Below are 16,907 nucleotides of genomic sequence, written 5' to 3' on the forward strand. Positions count from 1 at the left end.
CCCTGGTCTCAGTTTTCTGAGATTCGGTTTCGTTGGGGATATACGTTACCGGGTGCGGGAAAAATCGAGGGTGATGCTGATTCCTCGTGCGGTGCCTTGTGTGGTATCTTGCCTCAATTTGCCGTCGAGTTGCCGGGTGAGAAGAGCCACCAACTGCGTGCCGAAGCCAGTCCCCGGCGACGTGATGTTGGTTTTGCCCACACCGTTGTCGGCCACGACAAGCCGGAGGTGGTCCGCGCCGAGGTCATTCAATTCGATACGTACCCAGCCCGGCTGCTGATTGGGAAAGGCGTATTTGAGTGCATTGCTCACCAACTCGTTGACGATTAACCCTAACGACAGTGCTGTATCGACATCGATAGCCAATTCAGGCATAGAGCACTCAATACTAACATGCTGAGTGGCATTGTAGGCATCGAGCAGCGTTTCGCCTAACCGGAGAAAGTATGTCCGCATCTCGATAAGGGCTAAGTGGCGGTCCTGATAGAGTTGCTGATGCAAAATGCCCATGCTCTGTACCCGGTTTTGGCTGGCTCGAAGCACATCCTGCACGACAGGGTCGTTGAGTTGGGCCGATTGGAGTTCGAGCAGGCTCGACACAATCTCCAGATTGTTCTTGACGCGGTGGTGAATTTCTTTCAGCAGCAGTTCATTCTGGGCGTTTTTTAGCGCAATCTCATCGCGTTGCTGTCTGATAATCATGGCTTCGTGCAGGGCCAGTTCGCGGGCCTGCTCGCGGAGGCGGGCCTTCATCAGATACCATAACCCAACCCCCGCCAACAACCCATATACCAAATAGGCCCAGGGAGTTTGCCACCAGGGCGGGCTGATACCAATGCGGAGAGGAGCCGCCAGGGTGGTCCAGACGCCATCCGTGTTACGGGCTTTCAGGTGGAACAGGTACGTTCCCGGCTTCAATTGAGCAAAGTCGACGGAGTGTTTGGAGCCAATGCGTACCCACTGCGGTTGCTCATCGACTCCACTCAAGGCGTAGGCATACTCCCGACTGGCGGTGTTGCGGTAGTCGAGCAGGGCAAATCGGAGTTCAAGGGTGTTTTGCCGGTACGACAACGCCAGGTTGTTGGTTCGCCAGTATTGTTGAGGTAGGGGCCTCATCGTTTGGGTCTTATCGGCATCGAAACAAGACACTGCTACTAGCCGCAGAGGCGACGGTGTCTGGGAGGCGTTCTGAATAAGGGATGGCTTAAACCGCCGCAGGTTGTTCTGGCAACCGAAATAAATCTCGCCGGTGAGGGGCTGAGCGGCAATGGGGGTGGAATAGGGCGAGGTCCCCACAAACTGCGGAAACGTGGATACCTGCTCGGTTACGGGGTCGATGCAGGAAACCACCTGATTCTGATTGAACCAGATCTTGCCGGTTTCGTCCAGCGTGGCATTGCCAAAGTAATCATCCGTAAACCCGGTAGACAGTCCATACTTTTTGAACCGTCCCGTTTTGGCTGATAACCGCTGTAATGGGGCAGTGTACCCACTCGTCACCCATACGTCGCCCTGCTTATCGATTAGTGGAGTGTAGGTGTAGTTGCTGGCCAATCCGTAGGGGTCGCCTTGCCGGAGCATATACCGCTGTACCTGCCGGGTACGTTTGTTTACCCGGCACAGCCCGTTGGCCGACCCGCATACCCAAACGGTATTCTGCGCATCGACGGCAATTTTTTGCAGATTATTCGAAGGCAGACTGTTGGCGTTGGCTGGGTTCTTTTTCCATTGCTCAAAGCTGCTGATGAGCCCCGTTTCCAGCGATAAACCACCCTTCGGGATGCGAAAAAGTCCATAACCCCAGGTCGAAATCCAGAGATCGCCGTCATGGTCGAGGGCCGAGCAGATGGGGGTCTGGATGGGTTTCCCTTCCCCTGCCGGAAACCGGACCGGGAGCGAACGGCCCGTTTTTTTGTTGAAAATAAACAAGCCATCATCTTCCGAAATAACCAGCAGATAGCCATCAGCCAGTACACTACAGGAAAGCACGTTGGGCCTTTTCAGCACAAACCGGGTGTCGCCCCGGTTCGAATCGTAGCGAATCAGACCGAGGGCCGTACTGATCCACAGCAGGCCGCTCGAGTCGGGTAGTAGGTCCGTAGCCAACGGCCTGACGCCGCCCAAAGTTGGTAACCGAATGTTGGGGTAGCGTTCCTGACGAGCGTCGAAAAAGAGCGGATTTTTGTCGCTCAGTCGCTCCAGCCAGATCAGCCCCTGCCGATCTTCATAGATCGTCACAAACTCGGACAACCGCTCCTGATTGTCGACGGCTACCGGCGTGCAGTGCTCCACCACGGCCCGGTCGGCCGAAATGCGGAAAATGTCGTTCTCGCAACAGAGCCAAAGCCGCCCCAACCGGTCTTCTAGAATCACTTTGGGAAACGGAATTGCCTTCCCGCCGGCAGCCTGTATGTTGAACGACGTCAGTTGCCCGGTTTCTGGATTGAATACCCGCAGCCCGGTCTGGTTGGGAACGCCCATCCAGAGCAGGCCCCGATGATCTTTACAGAGACTGCCAGAGGTACTCAGCCTACCGGTTGAGCTGGAAGACATTCCCTGTTTGTCTTCTAGCGGCAAATAATGCCATTGCTTACCAGCCAGGTCATAATACTCAAATCCGGCTGTGGTGCTGACGTAAATTTGGCTGGACGTAACCACGATAAGTGAAAGCGGGTTGCCCTGTAGCTCCCCGGCCTGGCCAGGTTTGGGCAAAAACCGAACAGTACGGCCTGTTTTGGGGTCGAACCGATTCATGCCCCAATCGCTCCCGATCCAGAGTTGCCCCGACGCATCCCGTTGCAGAAACCGCAGATTGTCGGACGACAGACTGGCCTTATCGGTGGGTACGTGCCGGAAATGGGTGATCGTTCCGGTTTGCGGATTATAGGCATTCAGGCCACCATCGCGGGTGGTAATCCAGAAGTTACCCTGCTCATCCTGAATCATATCGACCGCGTGTGCCGACGATAACGAATTCAGATCGATTGGATTCGAGTGGATCGACTCAATTTCATGGCCGTCGTAGCGGCTTATGCCATTCGAACTGACGAACCAGAGAAAATCGTCTCGATCGGTAAAGAATCGGTTAATGGTTAGTTGATTTCGGTTGCGGCCCAGCGTCTCTTTGGGTGGTTCGTTGAAATAAAGCACCGTCGATTGTGCCTGCCCGTCTGGTGCAGACAGGCACAATAGCAGGAGGAGGAGCCACCCAAAACCAACGTATCCATTCATGTTGACCTGTTTAGTGGCCTAAGCTACTTCACTTGTCTTTCTGATCCTCGTTGTTGATATCGCGGATACAGATGAATTTTCCATCACGTTTTTCAAAAACACCCATGTATTTGCCGGTACTCACTACGTTGCCAGCCGTGTCTTTAATCGTTGTCTTGCCGACTTCGGTCACTAGGTTGCCATCGCCGTACACGTCCATCGTCTCGTACGAAACCGTGGTCCCGGCCTTGCGCGCTTTCATACTGTTGAGCAACACCTGCCGGATAGCAGCCTTTCCCACACACATGGGTTCGTCATCGGCCATTTCTATGGCATCGTCTGCATAAAGAGCCATTACTTTGTCAATGTCTCTGGCTGTTGTGGCGCTGGCCCATTCGGTTTCGATGGCCTGTATTTCCGTTTTGATGGCGGCCATATCGGGTTTAACTGCTGCCTGCTCAGTGGTGGCTTCTGTTGTTTTGGCGGCAGTGTTGCAACCGGTAACGCAGACAGACAAAACGGCAGCAACAGCCAGGATTGTAGTAAATAGATTGATTTTCATAATTTTATGTTTAGCAGTCCTTATTTTACTAGTACAGGCGGAGCGGCAGACTCGTGGTAGAATGTCGCCTTCCACGCGCCGTTTATTTTGGTGAAGAGCATCGTTCCCGCTACGTGTTCAAACTTTATTTTCTGGCCGGTTTTGAGCGTTGCATCCTGTTCCATCGAGAACGTATAAAGCACCAGCGAGTCGGTCAACACCCGGATCACTTCCTTCTGTGGTACAACCCTCAACGTCTTCATCTGGCTAAATCCGTCCGCGTTCAGTTTTTTTAGCGCGTCATAGTCGCCCAGAGTACCATCGGGATTGACGGCTTGAAAATCAGGTGTATTTTCAAAGTAGGTCATGCACGTTTCGATGTCCAGTTTTTCGACCTGTTGGAAGAATGCTTTCACAAGGCCAGAAATTTCCTGCTCTATAGCCTGCTTCTTCCCGGCGGTCATGACAGGTACGTCGGTGGTCGTTTCCTGCTTAGTTGGGTTGCAGCCAATGGTGCAAACAGACAGGAACAGAGCGGCAAAAAGAGCCAGAACGGGGGCAAATGGGTTTATTTTCATGGGTTTGGTTTAACTGATTTAGGGCACTCTCACTAAGCGACGGTAGAGTTCAACGGCTTTTATTTTCTCGTACACTGTACCTAATTTTTTATCTGCGTCCTGAAACGATTTGTCGTCGTGGATTTTCTGGTACGCTTCGGCATTGGGCCAATTACCCTCGAAGTAGTAGCGGTATTTGTCGGCTCCTTCTCCCTCTACTTTGTAGAGTGTGTATCCGGCGTTACTGTACCCCAGACGTGTAATGATCGTGTTCAACTCGCCAATCAACGCCGACAGTTGGGCCTCCGTTACACCGGCCGGCATATCGAACAGGTGAATACTTTTGAGTTGGGGCGTTGACGTTTGCTGAGCCTGTGCAGAGGCTGACAGGCCGAGGCTAACCAGTAGCCAAAGTGCAGCTAGCGAAATCAGGAGTTGTTTCATGGATTTGATTGGATGGTTTGACTGTTTTGAGATCGATCCCCAGCATTATATGCTGGGCTTATTTGTTTTACTCGACTATGAATCAGGCGCCAACAAGGTTGCTGACAAAAGGGCAAAGAGAATATAATTTCTTTTTCAATTTATTTATTAATTTAAATCGAAAGAAAGCTACTTAGCGATTAGTTATTCAGGTATTGAATCAGGTAAGTTTGACTTAAAAAATGTCCCTGAATAATTTCCACTTTCAGTCTTCCTTTTTCAAAGCACAACGCGGATTTACATTTGCAGTGCATAAAGCTTGTTCTGAGCCAATTCATCCAAGCTTAGATAACCCAACGTTTTGTGGGTGCATTGATTTTATTGTTCTTCAGAAAAAAGTAGCATTGGAAACGAGAAGTCAAGCGTCGTTTTTATTTAGTGAGTTTAGGGCCGACAATCTCCATATCATGTTCCTTAAATTGCTGCTCGATAGTTTTTCCGTCCGTATATGCTGGATTTTTTCTATTGTAAAAAAACTCTTCCATTTTACCCGCAGGTTGGTAGGTGAGAATCATTTGGTGAGGACCTTCTCCAATTGTAAGAAAACAATGAGGGATATTTCTTGGTGCAAACGCAGTGTCGCCTCTTTTAAGATTAAATACATCATCCCCAATTTTTACAAGGTAATTTCCTTTTGTGATAAAGAACACTTCATCTTGATTAGGATGAATATGTAAAGGTGGGCCAACATCTACGGGGTCATTTTCCTCTACGACATATAGACTATTGTTAGTGTCTTTACCTGAAACTTTACACTTCATATTTTTTTCCTTTCCAAAAATCGTGTTTTCATCCCATCGGTCTTTATCCGCTTCTACTTTAAATCCTCCTTTTAATAATCTGAGTTTCTTTTGCGCCTTTGTAAGAAAAGGCGTGATCGTTGTAATCGGTACTATCGAAAGAAACAACTGAATTAATTTTCGCCTTTTCATATTGAGTCGATTTTCATCGTTAAATCTAATTCCATAAACAACAAGTAGTCTTTAAATTCCGCGGAGATTTCCATTTCCGGATACGCGTCAATATCACGAAATCCAAAACTTCTATATAAAGCGTGAGCGGCTTCCATAAACTTCGGACTGTCAAGCCGAATTTTTTTATAACCGACTTTTTTTGCTTCAAGTAAAAGTCGGTCAAGGATAGCTCGCCCAGCCCCAATTCGTCTACTGCCTGGATCAACGAACATCCGTTTTATTTCACCGATGTCGGGGTTAATCCGTTTTAGGCTGCCAAGCCCGCATACGTTACCTTTATCAATAGCAAGTATTAGCTGTCCGTAAGGTGGTTGAAACTTATTAATCTGTTGGATGTCTTGTTCAACAGCTTCTTTGGGATTATGAGGATGGATGCCATAGAGTTCCTGCATTTTGTCGTTACCCCAAACCAGATAATCAAACCATAATTTTTTAACGGCTTCCAAGTCGTCAGGAATGACAACAGCTCTTGTTTTTACTTTTTCACTTGTGTCCATTTCCTGGCTAGGTTTTGGTTGTTTACATTCTGTGGAAACTTTGCAGCTACCAGTTTGGGTATTGCCGAAGGCGGGGATTTTTAGCACAAAACGGGGTCGCCCGAGCGATTCAATAGAATTACAGCTGTTGAATTTTCACAAATGGTCAATCAAAGCACTTTAGCCCCGCTTTTGGCAATACACTGTTAGCGGCAGTTTTCTCACCTACAATTATGTCAAAGGTAAACCTGCAAACCACTTTGCAAATGTTTCTCAAAATTCGATTTGTACCTGAAAAATAATTAGGGAATGCATAACAATACAAAAGATAAGAACAAGCGAAAAATCCATCTGCCTTTTTCCTGTTTTCGTTCGTTAATCATTAAAGCGATTAAAATTGTATAGATAAGCCCGATTGTTGTAAGGAATCCAACAGGAACACTATCGGTAATTTTAATAAAAAATCGAGAAAGAGCAGGTTCTATAAATACAATGCCGTTGCTATCATTGCTCGTGCGTGGATGTTAATTTATCGACGATTCACAATAGCAATGGTATACATGGTACCCAAAATTAAGAGGTCTTTAAACGGTAGCAATAAATGTGGTAAAGGTCTGCTCAAAGAAATTTCTTCATTTGCAATTTCCATCTGTTTTTGAAGTTGAAAATACTTCAATAGAATAACGGAAAGAAACAATAGCGGCATTAATATGTAACTCAGTTTGCTAATGAATTTATGAATAGAAAATTTCTTTTTTCTGATTAAAATCGGCTGAATGATTATTGATCCGTGAATAAGTTCGTAAAGACAATAGTGGCTATTGATACCTTGCTGAACTGCTTGCACTTACAATCAGGCTACTTTACATACTTATTCACGGATAAATAACACACCGCAAAAACTACCGAAGCTTTTTAATCCGTGAGTAAGTATGTAAAGTCAAGTGGTAAAATATAGGTTTCTGGCAGCCCAACGTCAGTGTGGAGGCGACATAGGCTTACAGACTAATTCACGGGTCAATAATAAGCCTAAGCAAATTCTTTTTCAGGAACAATAAGCACATTAACATTATCAATATGATTACAATCACACCCTTCTCCACCTATCCATTGAAAGTCGTGGTGGTAGCAAACTACGTAACTAGTACCATCTAAATTAACACAGTTTGATGAATCAACAGAGCAATTATCGTCGTGCTCTTCGAGAAATTTGACATGATGACATGTCTTCCCTATTACAGGTAATGCGAGAACAGGTTGAGGAGCGGCACACATTATCGCTTCCATTTCGTCAGTAAATGTTTTACTGTCAAGTCTTTTCAATAAATCAAAAAAACTCGGAGAAACTAACCTATTTTTGAATTCAACAATATTATCCTTAGTCCAAAAATCGGTTACAGACTCAGCAACAACTGGGACGACTTTGCCTCCAAATTTAAAATTCATCTTGTATAAGATGGTTCCTAGTTTTCCTCCTGGCGGAACAGAATAAGTTGTGTTCGTAACAGAAGTTACTTCATCTTTGGTTTGCTTAGCATAATTATTTTCAAATTCTGTTTCGGAACTTGCGTAAGCGCTAAGTTTATAACCCATGCCTTGTATACTGCCATTCATGCCAACCTTGAGTAGCTCACGAAATGACGTAAAATACTGTGTATTAATTTCGGAGACATGGCTAAGCGAGTTTGTAATTTTCTCGCCGCTTACGTAACCAGAATCAATAAATTCCAAATAAATGTTTTGCGATTGAATTGGGGGATATTTCATGAGTTTTTTATTAATTTGAAATGGATGAAACAAACAAAATCTATTTTGAATGCTATTTGATTATATAGCACTAAAGGCACATATCAAATGTCAATTTCCGCTTAGCAAATTATTGAACATTTTTGGCTGACAAGCACAAACACAAGTACTTCTTTCGTCCGGTTCTAAATATACTGCTGTACTTGACCAAAAATGGTTGCAAATGGCGGCAGATGGCTAATGATTTGCTACCCTAGTCCCTATGTTACTACCGCACGAATACTATATGTGATCAGGATTTCACTGATATTGATCCGTGAGTAATTCTGTAAAGCCAAGCAGGGTAACTAATGCCGTTATAGAGTCTATTGGCTAGGCACAAGTGAAATGACTTTACGGACTAATTCACGGATCGATAATGCTAAAATCCATAAAGTCATTATCACAGCGTGAAAATGAAAATAAAGGTCATAGTCGTTTGTTCCGGGAAATGGTTTTGAAAAATAGCTGCTCCAAAATCATAATAAAACCAATATTGGCAGTCCGATAAAATAGTAACCTGATTTGTCGAAGCGTATTTTTTTTGTGATTGCTGCCATATTGACTTATTTGGTTACACGTTGTTTGTCTTGCGGAATGCTGGGATATTGCCGCTATCTCGCCAATTGCCTCCTTATATCATCCGGAATTGGGGAACGGGGCCATACGGGTTCAGATTTTACGCCCGAATTCCTGTTGTTTTATCCCGAATGGATTGATCACAGATAGCTCAGCCACCACTGCTCTTTGTGCGTTGTCTTGTAGGCATCAAACCAGAGACATAAAGGATACAACGACGCGACAACGGCTATCCAGATGAGATAAACTACCCCAAGATTGTAGCCTCCATCGCCGGGTAGCACGAACCGCATCGGTATGGTTTGAAACGCTTTATCGGCCTCCGTCATGGTATGGCCAGCGGCAAAAAAGACTAGCATGCGTAGGGTATGCAACACATAAAAATGGAGCGTGTAATAAAAAAAGGCCGTTCGTCCGTAGGTACGCAGCACACCCGTAACGCGGTTGTGTACCTTCTCCAGCAACGCCAGTCCCAGCAGCCCCGGCCCTACCGTAATGCACATGTACAGCAGCGATGGCGGGTATTTATGCACCTTCATGAACACGAAGACCGTGGTAAGGCCGTCTTTCTGGATGCTCCAGGGGAATGGGTCGCCGTATTCATTCAGCAAACGCAGCCCCACAAATAGTCCAATGGCTCCGACACCGAGATAAAACAGCCACTGTTGACGCTTCGTGGGGGCAACCGCTGGCTCAAACAAACGGCCCAGGCAATAGCCCAGCATCATGAGCCCCAGCCAGGGAAGAAACGGATACAGTACCACAATGACCCGACCAGGCGCGTAGTCAAACACACGGTGACTGCCGCCGTGAAACAGCGCCCACCAAAAACCCGACGTAAAGCCCGGTGCCTGTTCCACCGCATCCAGCAGATTATGGCCTAAAACGATCACTAACCCAATGCCCAGTATGGCCCGGAACGGTAGCCACGTCAGCCCGGCCATGAACATCATGCTGATGCCCAGCGACCAGAAAACGACCAGCGTAATGGGATTAAACAGGGTAAACGTATACGCTGGTGCAATCAGGAGTACCTCGGCTACAATGAGCCATAGACCCCGTTTCAGCAGGAACACACTCAACTCGCTGCGCGATTTTCGTAAACCCTGCAGGTAGATGGACGTACCCGATAGCAAGGCAAACGTAGGGGCGCAGAAATGGGTAATCCAGCGGGTGGCGTATAGGACCGGCGTGGTGGTATCAAGATTGAGCGGGTCGTCGACATTGGCCTGAGCGTGAAAGAAATCGCGCGTATGGTCCAGCGCCATAATGACCATAATCAGGCCCCGCAGTACGTCGATGGACTCGATGCGGCTTTTGATTAGTGAAGGCGCTGAACTGAGGGAGCCAGCGGTTGCCGATGTATAGGGAAGCGGAAAGGTCATCTTGGCATAGTGGCTAAAACTCGTCTATGTGTTCTGGAAGGGTTTACCTAACCTTGTAGGCTTCTAACTCAATCTCAATCAACTGGCCGGGCAGTGCTAATTCCTTCACGCCAAACCACGACCCGGTCGGAAACTGCTTTTTGTAGATCGTATTTCGGTAAGCCGACTGTTCCACAAATTCGGGCATATTCGTGGTCAGAATATTCTCCACCACAACGTCGTCCCAGGTGTAGCCATAGTGCTTCAGAATTTTGTCCAGATCGGCGTAGCAATTTTTCATTTGTTGTCCCAGATCACCTTTAGCCGTCAGGTTTCCTTTCTCGTCCATACTGACCGCACCCGATATTTTCAGTTCATTGCCAATCCGAACGGCATGGGAATAGCCATACGCTTTCTCGAGGTCGGGCCGTAACAGAAAATATTCCGGTATATCGGATTGAGCCGCTGGTTTCCCATCTGCTTTTTGGGGAGCGGTAGTGCAACCGGCGGCAAATAGGAGAAGGGCGGCAAAAAGGGCCAGGGTGGGCGGAGCGGGTTGGGTTTTCATTGGGGTATATATATGTGGATTGATTGGGTAAATTCCTGAGCCAGCCTTTTACACGGCCTGCTCTAGCGTTTCCCGCGCCGGCCTGAACGCTACGCCGAGGTCATTGGTCACCTAGGTGTCGCTGTAAACAAGTGTGGCTTCGGCTGCGGGCGGTTTGAGCGACAGGATAGGCATAGAAGGGTCTGGATAAAAAAAGGCTACTCCAGCGGAGCAGCCCTGTAAACCAACCTTAAAGATTTTTGGCAGGCAACCCCGCCGGGACGAACGTCCCGTTTTGTTATCCCAACCCCTTGCCGATTTGTACGAGTAACTGAGCGGTCACACCATGCGGATGCGGCGGAGCAGTTCGTCGCGGTAGATGTGGCCTAATGGAACAGTTTTGCCCCCTACCGTAAGGCGGTTTTCAGCTACCTCATCCACCCGCAGCAGGTTGACCATATACGACCGGTGCACCCGAAGAAACTGCTGCGTAGGGAGGCTCGCTTCCAGTAGTTTGAGTGGAGTCGTAAGGGTATACTGCTGCCCGGCAGTGAACAGATGGCAGTAGTTCCGATCGGCTTCAAGGTAGAGAATATCGGCCAGTGCGATACGCACCATGCGATCTTTGTGACGCACAAAAATCCGGTCGTTCAATACATAAGGGGCCTCGCTCTGTTCCAGCGACGTGGAGACGTCGGCCGTGGGCGGCTGGGTACGTTCAGGCAGTAAACTCAGCGTGAGTTCAATCGCCCGTTGCAAGTCGAGGTTGTTGATGGGCTTGCCGATGAAGGCATAGGGATGAGTGGCTTTTGCCCGATTGAAGGTCGCCTCGTCGGTGTTGGCCGTCACGAAGATGACCGGAATGGCGCCAAGCTCATGTAATGCCTGCGCCGTTTCGATGCCATCGGTCGTGCCCCGCAACTGCACGTCAAGCAATACAATATCGGGGCGGTTGGCTTCGGCATGGTGCAGCGCCTCTTCGCCCCGCGCCACTATTCCTGTTACCTCATAGCCCAGGCTGGTCAACAGCAGGGCGATTTTGGCCCCAATAATCATATCATCCTCCACGACGAGCAGTCTTACGGGCGACTCATCGGGGTTGGATGGCTGAAAGGGCATTGCTTGGTAGATCAGTAGCGAACGAGTTCGTCAATATAGCTTCATTTGGGGTAGCTATATTGACGAACTCATCTCTATCTTTTCCTCGGTGGGTTGGCGTGCCACAATCCTTCGTTGCTGCGCCAGCAGTCGAGCGCGACGGTGAGGGTCAGGCTGAGCGGCAAACTAAAAGGGTCGAGCCTGCACGTTGGATTGCGAACAGCTCCTATAGAAACGAGTCAGGACGAATTGGTGACAGTTGGTTTAATTAAACGACCGTCTGAATTCAAGGGGCGAGAGGGCTGTTTTCGTTTTGAACAGTTTGCTGAACGACTGCGAGTGCTCAAACCCCAGCTCATAGGCCACTTCGCTGACGGATAACGTAGTGGTCGACAGTTTTTCTTTCGCGGCAGCAATCAGTTTGTCATGAATGTACTGCTGGGCGTTTTGTCCGATCAGTGACCGCAGCATATCACTCAGATAACTGGGCGACAGGTTTACGTGTTCGGCCAGGTAGCTAACCGTTGGCAATCCTTGGCTTAGAGACGCCTGATTGTTGAAATAGTGATCCAGTACGCTTTCCAGCTTTTGTAACAGATCGTGGTTTACAGCTTTGCGGGTAAGGAACTGGCGTTTGTAAAACCGATCGGCGTAGCTCATCAGCAACTCAATCTGAGCAATAAGTACACTCTGGCTGAAATCGTCGATCCGGCTGTTCAACTCCTTCTCGATCATGTGGAAGAGGTCAATGATCGTCACTTTTTCCTCTTCCGACAGGTGTAGCGTCTCGTTGGTCGAATACGAAAAAAAGCCGTAGTGCTTTATGGTTTTCGCCAGCGAGTAGCCCAAAAAGAAATCGGGATGAATAAGTAGCGTATACTGCGAACAGATACTGCCGTCGTCCTGACTGCTGCCGATTACCTGCCCCGGAGACGCGAACAATAAACCACCTTCGTCAAAATCATAGTAACTCTGGCCGTACTTTAATTTGCCGCTCAGTTTTGGTTTGTACGAAATCTTGTAGAAACCCAGCACATGCGAGCCGGGTAATGCATTCATGGCTACGGGGTCATTGGCCCCATTGATCAGGCTGATCAACGGATGCTTGGGTTTCGGTAAACCAAAGGCCCGGTGCGCATCGGCCAGCGATTCGATTTTATGTGGGCCGTTCTCCTCTTTTTTCATCGATCATCACGTAAAAAAGGATAACCGATAGCAGACTACCTATCGGTTATCGTGGCTGCTTTAATTACAGATTTTCTGCGCTTGTGGTTCTTCAGTTGGCTTACCCCTGTGCGGCATTAGAGACGGCTTCCCAGGCTTCCCAGGTTGCCATTCGCTCCGCGTAGGCGGTACGTACCCAGGGCAGATTGTGGCTGCCCAGAAAGAACCGGAGCGGTGGCTGTTCGGCGTCGACTACGGCAAAAAGCGCGTCGGGTGTTGCCTGTGGGTCACCCCGCTCAAAAGATCGCAAATCCCCGAAGAACTGATTTTTGAAGTCCGTGTAGACGTCAAGTCCGCTGGCAAACTTCAGCGATTCCTGACTGCCAAACTCGGTGGCATAGGCTCCCGGTTCAATGATGGTTACCTTGATGCCAAACGGCTTGACTTCCGTAGCCAGGCTTTCGTGAATGGCTTCGAAGGCCCATTTCGACGAACAGTAATAGCCGATCACGGGTAGCGTTACATGACCCAGGTTGCTCGACGTACCCAGAATATGACCGCCGCCCTGCGCTCTCAACAACGGCAAAGCCGCCTGAATCACCGAAACCGGGCCAATGACGTTGGTTTCGTATAAGGCGCGAATGTCCTCCGCGCTGGCTTCTTCAATGGTGCCAACCAGGGAGTACCCGGCATTATTAAACACAATATCAAGCCGGCCAAAGTGCGCGTGGGCCTGTTCTACAGCGGATTTCACCTGCTCAGGCTTGGTTACGTCGAGCGCCAGCGTCAGTACATTTTCGCCATAGGTGTCGGCTAGATCGGCAATACTGTCCAGATTGCGAGCGGTAGCGGCCACCTTATCGCCGCGTTTGAGCGCGGCCTCGGCCCAAACGCGGCCAAACCCCCGGGACGTACCTGTGATGAACCAGACTTTTGATGACGATACAGGCCCATTGCCTGCCTTTTCTTGAGGTATCATAGCGTTTTACGTAGCGTTAAATGATACCTCAAAGGTCAGGCTACCCAATCAGCCACCTGTAGCCGAATTGAGGGGGTTTGTAGTCAAAACGAGTACCGCTCAGACCAGACACAGCCGCCGCTCACTTTACCAGACGGTGATACGGTCTGGTACGGGTTTGTACATCTTGTCGCCAGGCTGCACATTGAAGGCGTTGTAGAACGGCGTGAAGTTCATCAGCGGGCCGTTGACGCGCCACTTGGCCGGTGAGTGCGGGTTCGTGTTGACGTACATGCCCATGTAGGCATTGCGGGTTTTCACGCGCCAGATCCGGGCAATCGAGATAAAGAACCGCTGGTCGGGCGTGAAACCGTCCAGCTTCGCGGTGCTTTTGCCCTGCTCAGTCAACTTAAAGGCGTCGTAGGCAATGGCGACCCCGGCAATGTCGGCCGTGTTTTCGCCCACCGTCAGCGCGCCTTTGACGTGCACCGAATCCAGCACGGTAAACTGGTTGTACTGGTCGATCACCTGCTGGGTACGTGTCTTGAACTTGGCGTAATCGGCTTTAGTCCACCAGTTGGTTACGTTGCCATTTTTATCATACTGCGCGCCCTGATCGTCGAACGAGTGCGTGATTTCGTGGCCAATCACCATGCCGATGCCCCCGTAGTTCAGCGCATCGTCGGCGTTGACATCGAAGTAGGGCGGTTGCAGGATCCCCGCCGGAAACACAATCTCGTTGAGCGGCGGATTGTTGTAGGCCGTCACCGTGGGCGGCGTGGTGCGCCATTCCGTCCGGTCGACCGGCTTGCCGACTTTCGCCACGCTTTGCACGTAATCGTTCTTATTGGCCGACAACTGGTTTTCGAAGTACGTGTTTCTGTTGACCGTCACCTGCGAGTAGTCCCGCCATTTATCGGGGTAGCCAATTTTCTGGCTGAACGCATACAGCTTTTCTTTCGCCCGGTTTTTGGTCGAATCACTCATCCACTCCAGTTTGTTGATCCGGGCTTCGAAGGCTTTTTTGAGGTTATCGACCAGCACGGCCATCCGTTTCTTGGCGGCTTCCGGGAAATACTTTTTCACGTACAACTGCGCCAGTGCCTCGCCCAGCGAGCCGTCGACGGCCTGCGTCATGTCTTCGGCCCGTGGCTTCTTAACGGCCTGCCCGGTCAGCATCTTGCCATACGCAAACGAGGCATCCACAAACGGCTGGCTCAGGTACGTGGCGTAGTTGGTGAGCGCGCGGGCTTTCAGATACACCTTCCACTCGTCGAGCGGCACCGACGTCAGCATCGTGTTCAGCTTATCGTAATAGCCCAGTTGCGCCACGTTGACCGAATCGGCCGTTACACCCAGGTTGGTCATCAACGTTGGCCAGTTCAGCGTAGGCTGTTTTTGCGCCAGCTCAGCAACCGCCAGTTTGTTGTAATTGGCCTTCACGTCGCGGCGTTCGATGTTTGTTTTGTGGGCAGCGGCCAGCTGTTTTTCAATCGCATAGGCGACGGCGGCGTTTTTCTGGGCGGTCGTTGCGTCCGTCCCGGTCAGTTCAAACAGGCGCGTGAGGTAGGTGCGGTACGCCCGCTGAATCGAGGCGGTCGACGAATCGGTCTTGACATAATAGTCACGCTCGGGCAGGCCAATGCCGGTTTGCGAAAACTGCGCAATGTTGACCGAACTGCGCCGACTGTCGGGCCCGACGTAGAAGCCGATGATCGACCGGTTGCCCACTTTCTGTTCGTCGGCGACTAACTTCAGCAACGACTGTACATCCGCCACGGCATCGATGCGGGTAAGTAACGGCCGGATGGGTTCATACCCACGTTTGTTGATCGCGACGGTATCCATGCCCGACGCATAAAAATCGCCTACTTTTTGTTCGATACTTCCGGCTGGGTACGTCCCCGCCGATACGCTATCCAGAATGGCTTGCAGCCGGATGCGCTGTGGGTAGTTCATGAACGAATACGCTCCGACGCCAGCCTGACTGGCGGGTATCTGGGCGGTGTCGTTCCAGATGCCATTGGCGTACATAAAAAAGTCATCGCCGGGCTTTTTAGCAGCGTCGATGCCCGTGATGACAACGCGTTTTTTTGTGGGAACGGCCGCTCGCTGGCAGGCACCTGCCAACAAGAGTACCACAGAGAAATAGACCAGTTTTTGCATAGCTTCGGCTTACAGAATACGTACAGCCAAAGGTAGTCAATTTGGGTGCTGAACCCCGCTACTCAGTTCAGCCGGGAGGCCGTCGGCAGCAGCCCGGCGGTATTCGTTGGGCGACTGGCCAACCCGTTGTTTGAATGACCGAATAAAATGCTGGGGGTATTTAAAGCCTAACTCATACGCGATCTGACTGACCGATTTGCGCTGGTCGAAGATGCGTTCTTTAGCCACATCGATCACTTTCGCCTGGATGTACTCCTGCGCGGTTTTGCCGGTTTCTTTCTTGATCAGGTCGCCAAAATAATTGGCCGACAGATTCATTTCGCCCGCACAGTACGCTACCGACGGCAAGCCGATCGCCTGGGGCCTATCGGTTTGAAAGTAGGCGTTCAACAAGTGCTCAAACCGCTCCAGAATACCCTGATGGACATGGTTCCGGGTAATGAACTGTCGATCATAAAAGCGGGTGCAATAATTTAAAAACAGCTCGATACTATTGACGATCAACTTCTTGCTGTGCTTGTCGATGGCGTGCTGCAATTCGTAGTCGATTTTCGCAAAGAAATCCAGCACCAATTCCCGCTCCCGTTTGGATACGTGCAGCGCTTCGTTGGATTGGTAACTGAAAAAGGTGTAGTCCTGCATATGCCGCCCCAGGGCGGTGCCGTGGATCAGATCGGCATGGAAGACCAGCCCGTGGCCTTTAGGCTGATACACTTCTCCGTTGCTGTTCATACCTGCTACCTGCCCCGGCGCCAGAAACACCAGCGTGCCTTCCTGATAATCATAGGTATGTCGGCCATAGACCAGATCCCCGCATTTGACGTCTTTCAGCAGAATGGCGTAGAAGCCAAAATACATGCCGGAGCCTGTACGAGGGGCTGCTTTCGAGAAGTCAATGACACTGATGAGCGGGTGTAACGTCTCGTGATTGTTGAATACGTTGTAATCGCTGATTGTCTCGAACCGCCGCAGGGTATCCATATCATTCGTCAGTTAACTACCTCA

General features: G+C 49.7%; 14 protein-coding genes. All 14 read right to left on the bottom strand.

The annotated features are described in order from the left end of the window. Positions 1–45: 45 nt before the first annotated feature. The 14 genes from ACAW74_RS26430 to ACAW74_RS26495 all read right to left on the bottom strand — a co-directional run bounded on the left by ACAW74_RS26430 (position 46) and on the right by ACAW74_RS26495 (position 16,883). A complete protein-coding gene (locus ACAW74_RS26430) occupies positions 46–3,231 on the bottom strand; it encodes a histidine kinase dimerization/phosphoacceptor domain -containing protein (protein WP_370701270.1) in 3,186 nt (1,061 codons plus the stop codon). Positions 3,232–3,259: 28 nt separating this feature from the next. Beyond that, a complete protein-coding gene (locus ACAW74_RS26435) occupies positions 3,260–3,772 on the bottom strand; it encodes a YybH family protein (RefSeq protein ID WP_370701271.1) in 513 nt (170 codons plus the stop codon). Between the two features lie 20 nt (positions 3,773–3,792). Beyond that, positions 3,793–4,329 (bottom strand): YybH family protein, encoded by a 537-nt coding sequence (locus ACAW74_RS26440; RefSeq protein ID WP_370701272.1) that lies wholly within the window; start codon positions 4,327–4,329, stop codon positions 3,793–3,795. Between the two features lie 18 nt (positions 4,330–4,347). Continuing rightward, positions 4,348–4,752, bottom strand: coding sequence for a hypothetical protein (locus tag ACAW74_RS26445; protein ID WP_370701273.1), 405 nt, complete (start codon positions 4,750–4,752; stop codon positions 4,348–4,350). Positions 4,753–5,162: 410 nt separating this feature from the next. Continuing rightward, a complete protein-coding gene (locus ACAW74_RS26450; protein ID WP_370701274.1) occupies positions 5,163–5,723 on the bottom strand; it encodes a cupin domain-containing protein in 561 nt (186 codons plus the stop codon). After that, positions 5,720–6,262: a GNAT family N-acetyltransferase gene (locus ACAW74_RS26455; protein ID WP_370701275.1), complete on the bottom strand. Its 543-nt coding sequence runs from the start codon at positions 6,260–6,262 to the stop codon at positions 5,720–5,722. Before ACAW74_RS26455 ends, ACAW74_RS26450 begins: the two co-directional genes overlap by 4 nt. Before the next feature lie 1,008 nt (positions 6,263–7,270). Further along, entirely contained in the window at positions 7,271–8,008 is a 738-nt protein-coding gene (locus tag ACAW74_RS26460; protein ID WP_370701276.1) for a hypothetical protein, read from the bottom strand. A 737-nt stretch (positions 8,009–8,745) separates the two neighbouring features. Then, positions 8,746–9,990 carry an acetyltransferase domain-containing protein gene (locus tag ACAW74_RS26465; protein WP_370701277.1) on the bottom strand — a complete coding sequence of 415 codons (1,245 nt, stop codon included), beginning with the start codon at positions 9,988–9,990 and terminating at the stop codon, positions 8,746–8,748. Positions 9,991–10,033: 43 nt separating this feature from the next. Further along, positions 10,034–10,537: a RidA family protein gene (locus ACAW74_RS26470; RefSeq protein ID WP_370701278.1), complete on the bottom strand. Its 504-nt coding sequence runs from the start codon at positions 10,535–10,537 to the stop codon at positions 10,034–10,036. Between the two features lie 318 nt (positions 10,538–10,855). After that, positions 10,856–11,635: a LytR/AlgR family response regulator transcription factor gene (locus ACAW74_RS26475; protein ID WP_370701279.1), complete on the bottom strand. Its 780-nt coding sequence runs from the start codon at positions 11,633–11,635 to the stop codon at positions 10,856–10,858. A gap of 243 nt (positions 11,636–11,878) precedes the next feature. Continuing rightward, positions 11,879–12,799 (bottom strand): helix-turn-helix domain-containing protein, encoded by a 921-nt coding sequence (locus tag ACAW74_RS26480; RefSeq protein WP_370701280.1) that lies wholly within the window; start codon positions 12,797–12,799, stop codon positions 11,879–11,881. A 100-nt stretch (positions 12,800–12,899) separates the two neighbouring features. Beyond that, complete coding sequence (locus ACAW74_RS26485) at positions 12,900–13,757, bottom strand: SDR family NAD(P)-dependent oxidoreductase (RefSeq protein ID WP_370701281.1); 858 nt, start codon at positions 13,755–13,757, stop codon at positions 12,900–12,902. 126 nt (positions 13,758–13,883) lie between these two features. Then, a complete protein-coding gene (locus ACAW74_RS26490) occupies positions 13,884–15,902 on the bottom strand; it encodes a M13 family metallopeptidase (protein WP_370701282.1) in 2,019 nt (672 codons plus the stop codon). Positions 15,903–15,938: 36 nt separating this feature from the next. Continuing rightward, positions 15,939–16,883, bottom strand: a complete 945-nt coding sequence (locus tag ACAW74_RS26495; protein WP_370701283.1) for a helix-turn-helix domain-containing protein — start codon at positions 16,881–16,883, stop codon at positions 15,939–15,941. Between the last annotated feature and the right edge of the window lie 24 nt (positions 16,884–16,907).

Source organism: Fibrella musci, from assembly GCF_041321105.1.
GTDB classification, from domain to species: Bacteria; Bacteroidota; Bacteroidia; order Cytophagales; family Spirosomataceae; genus Fibrella; species Fibrella musci.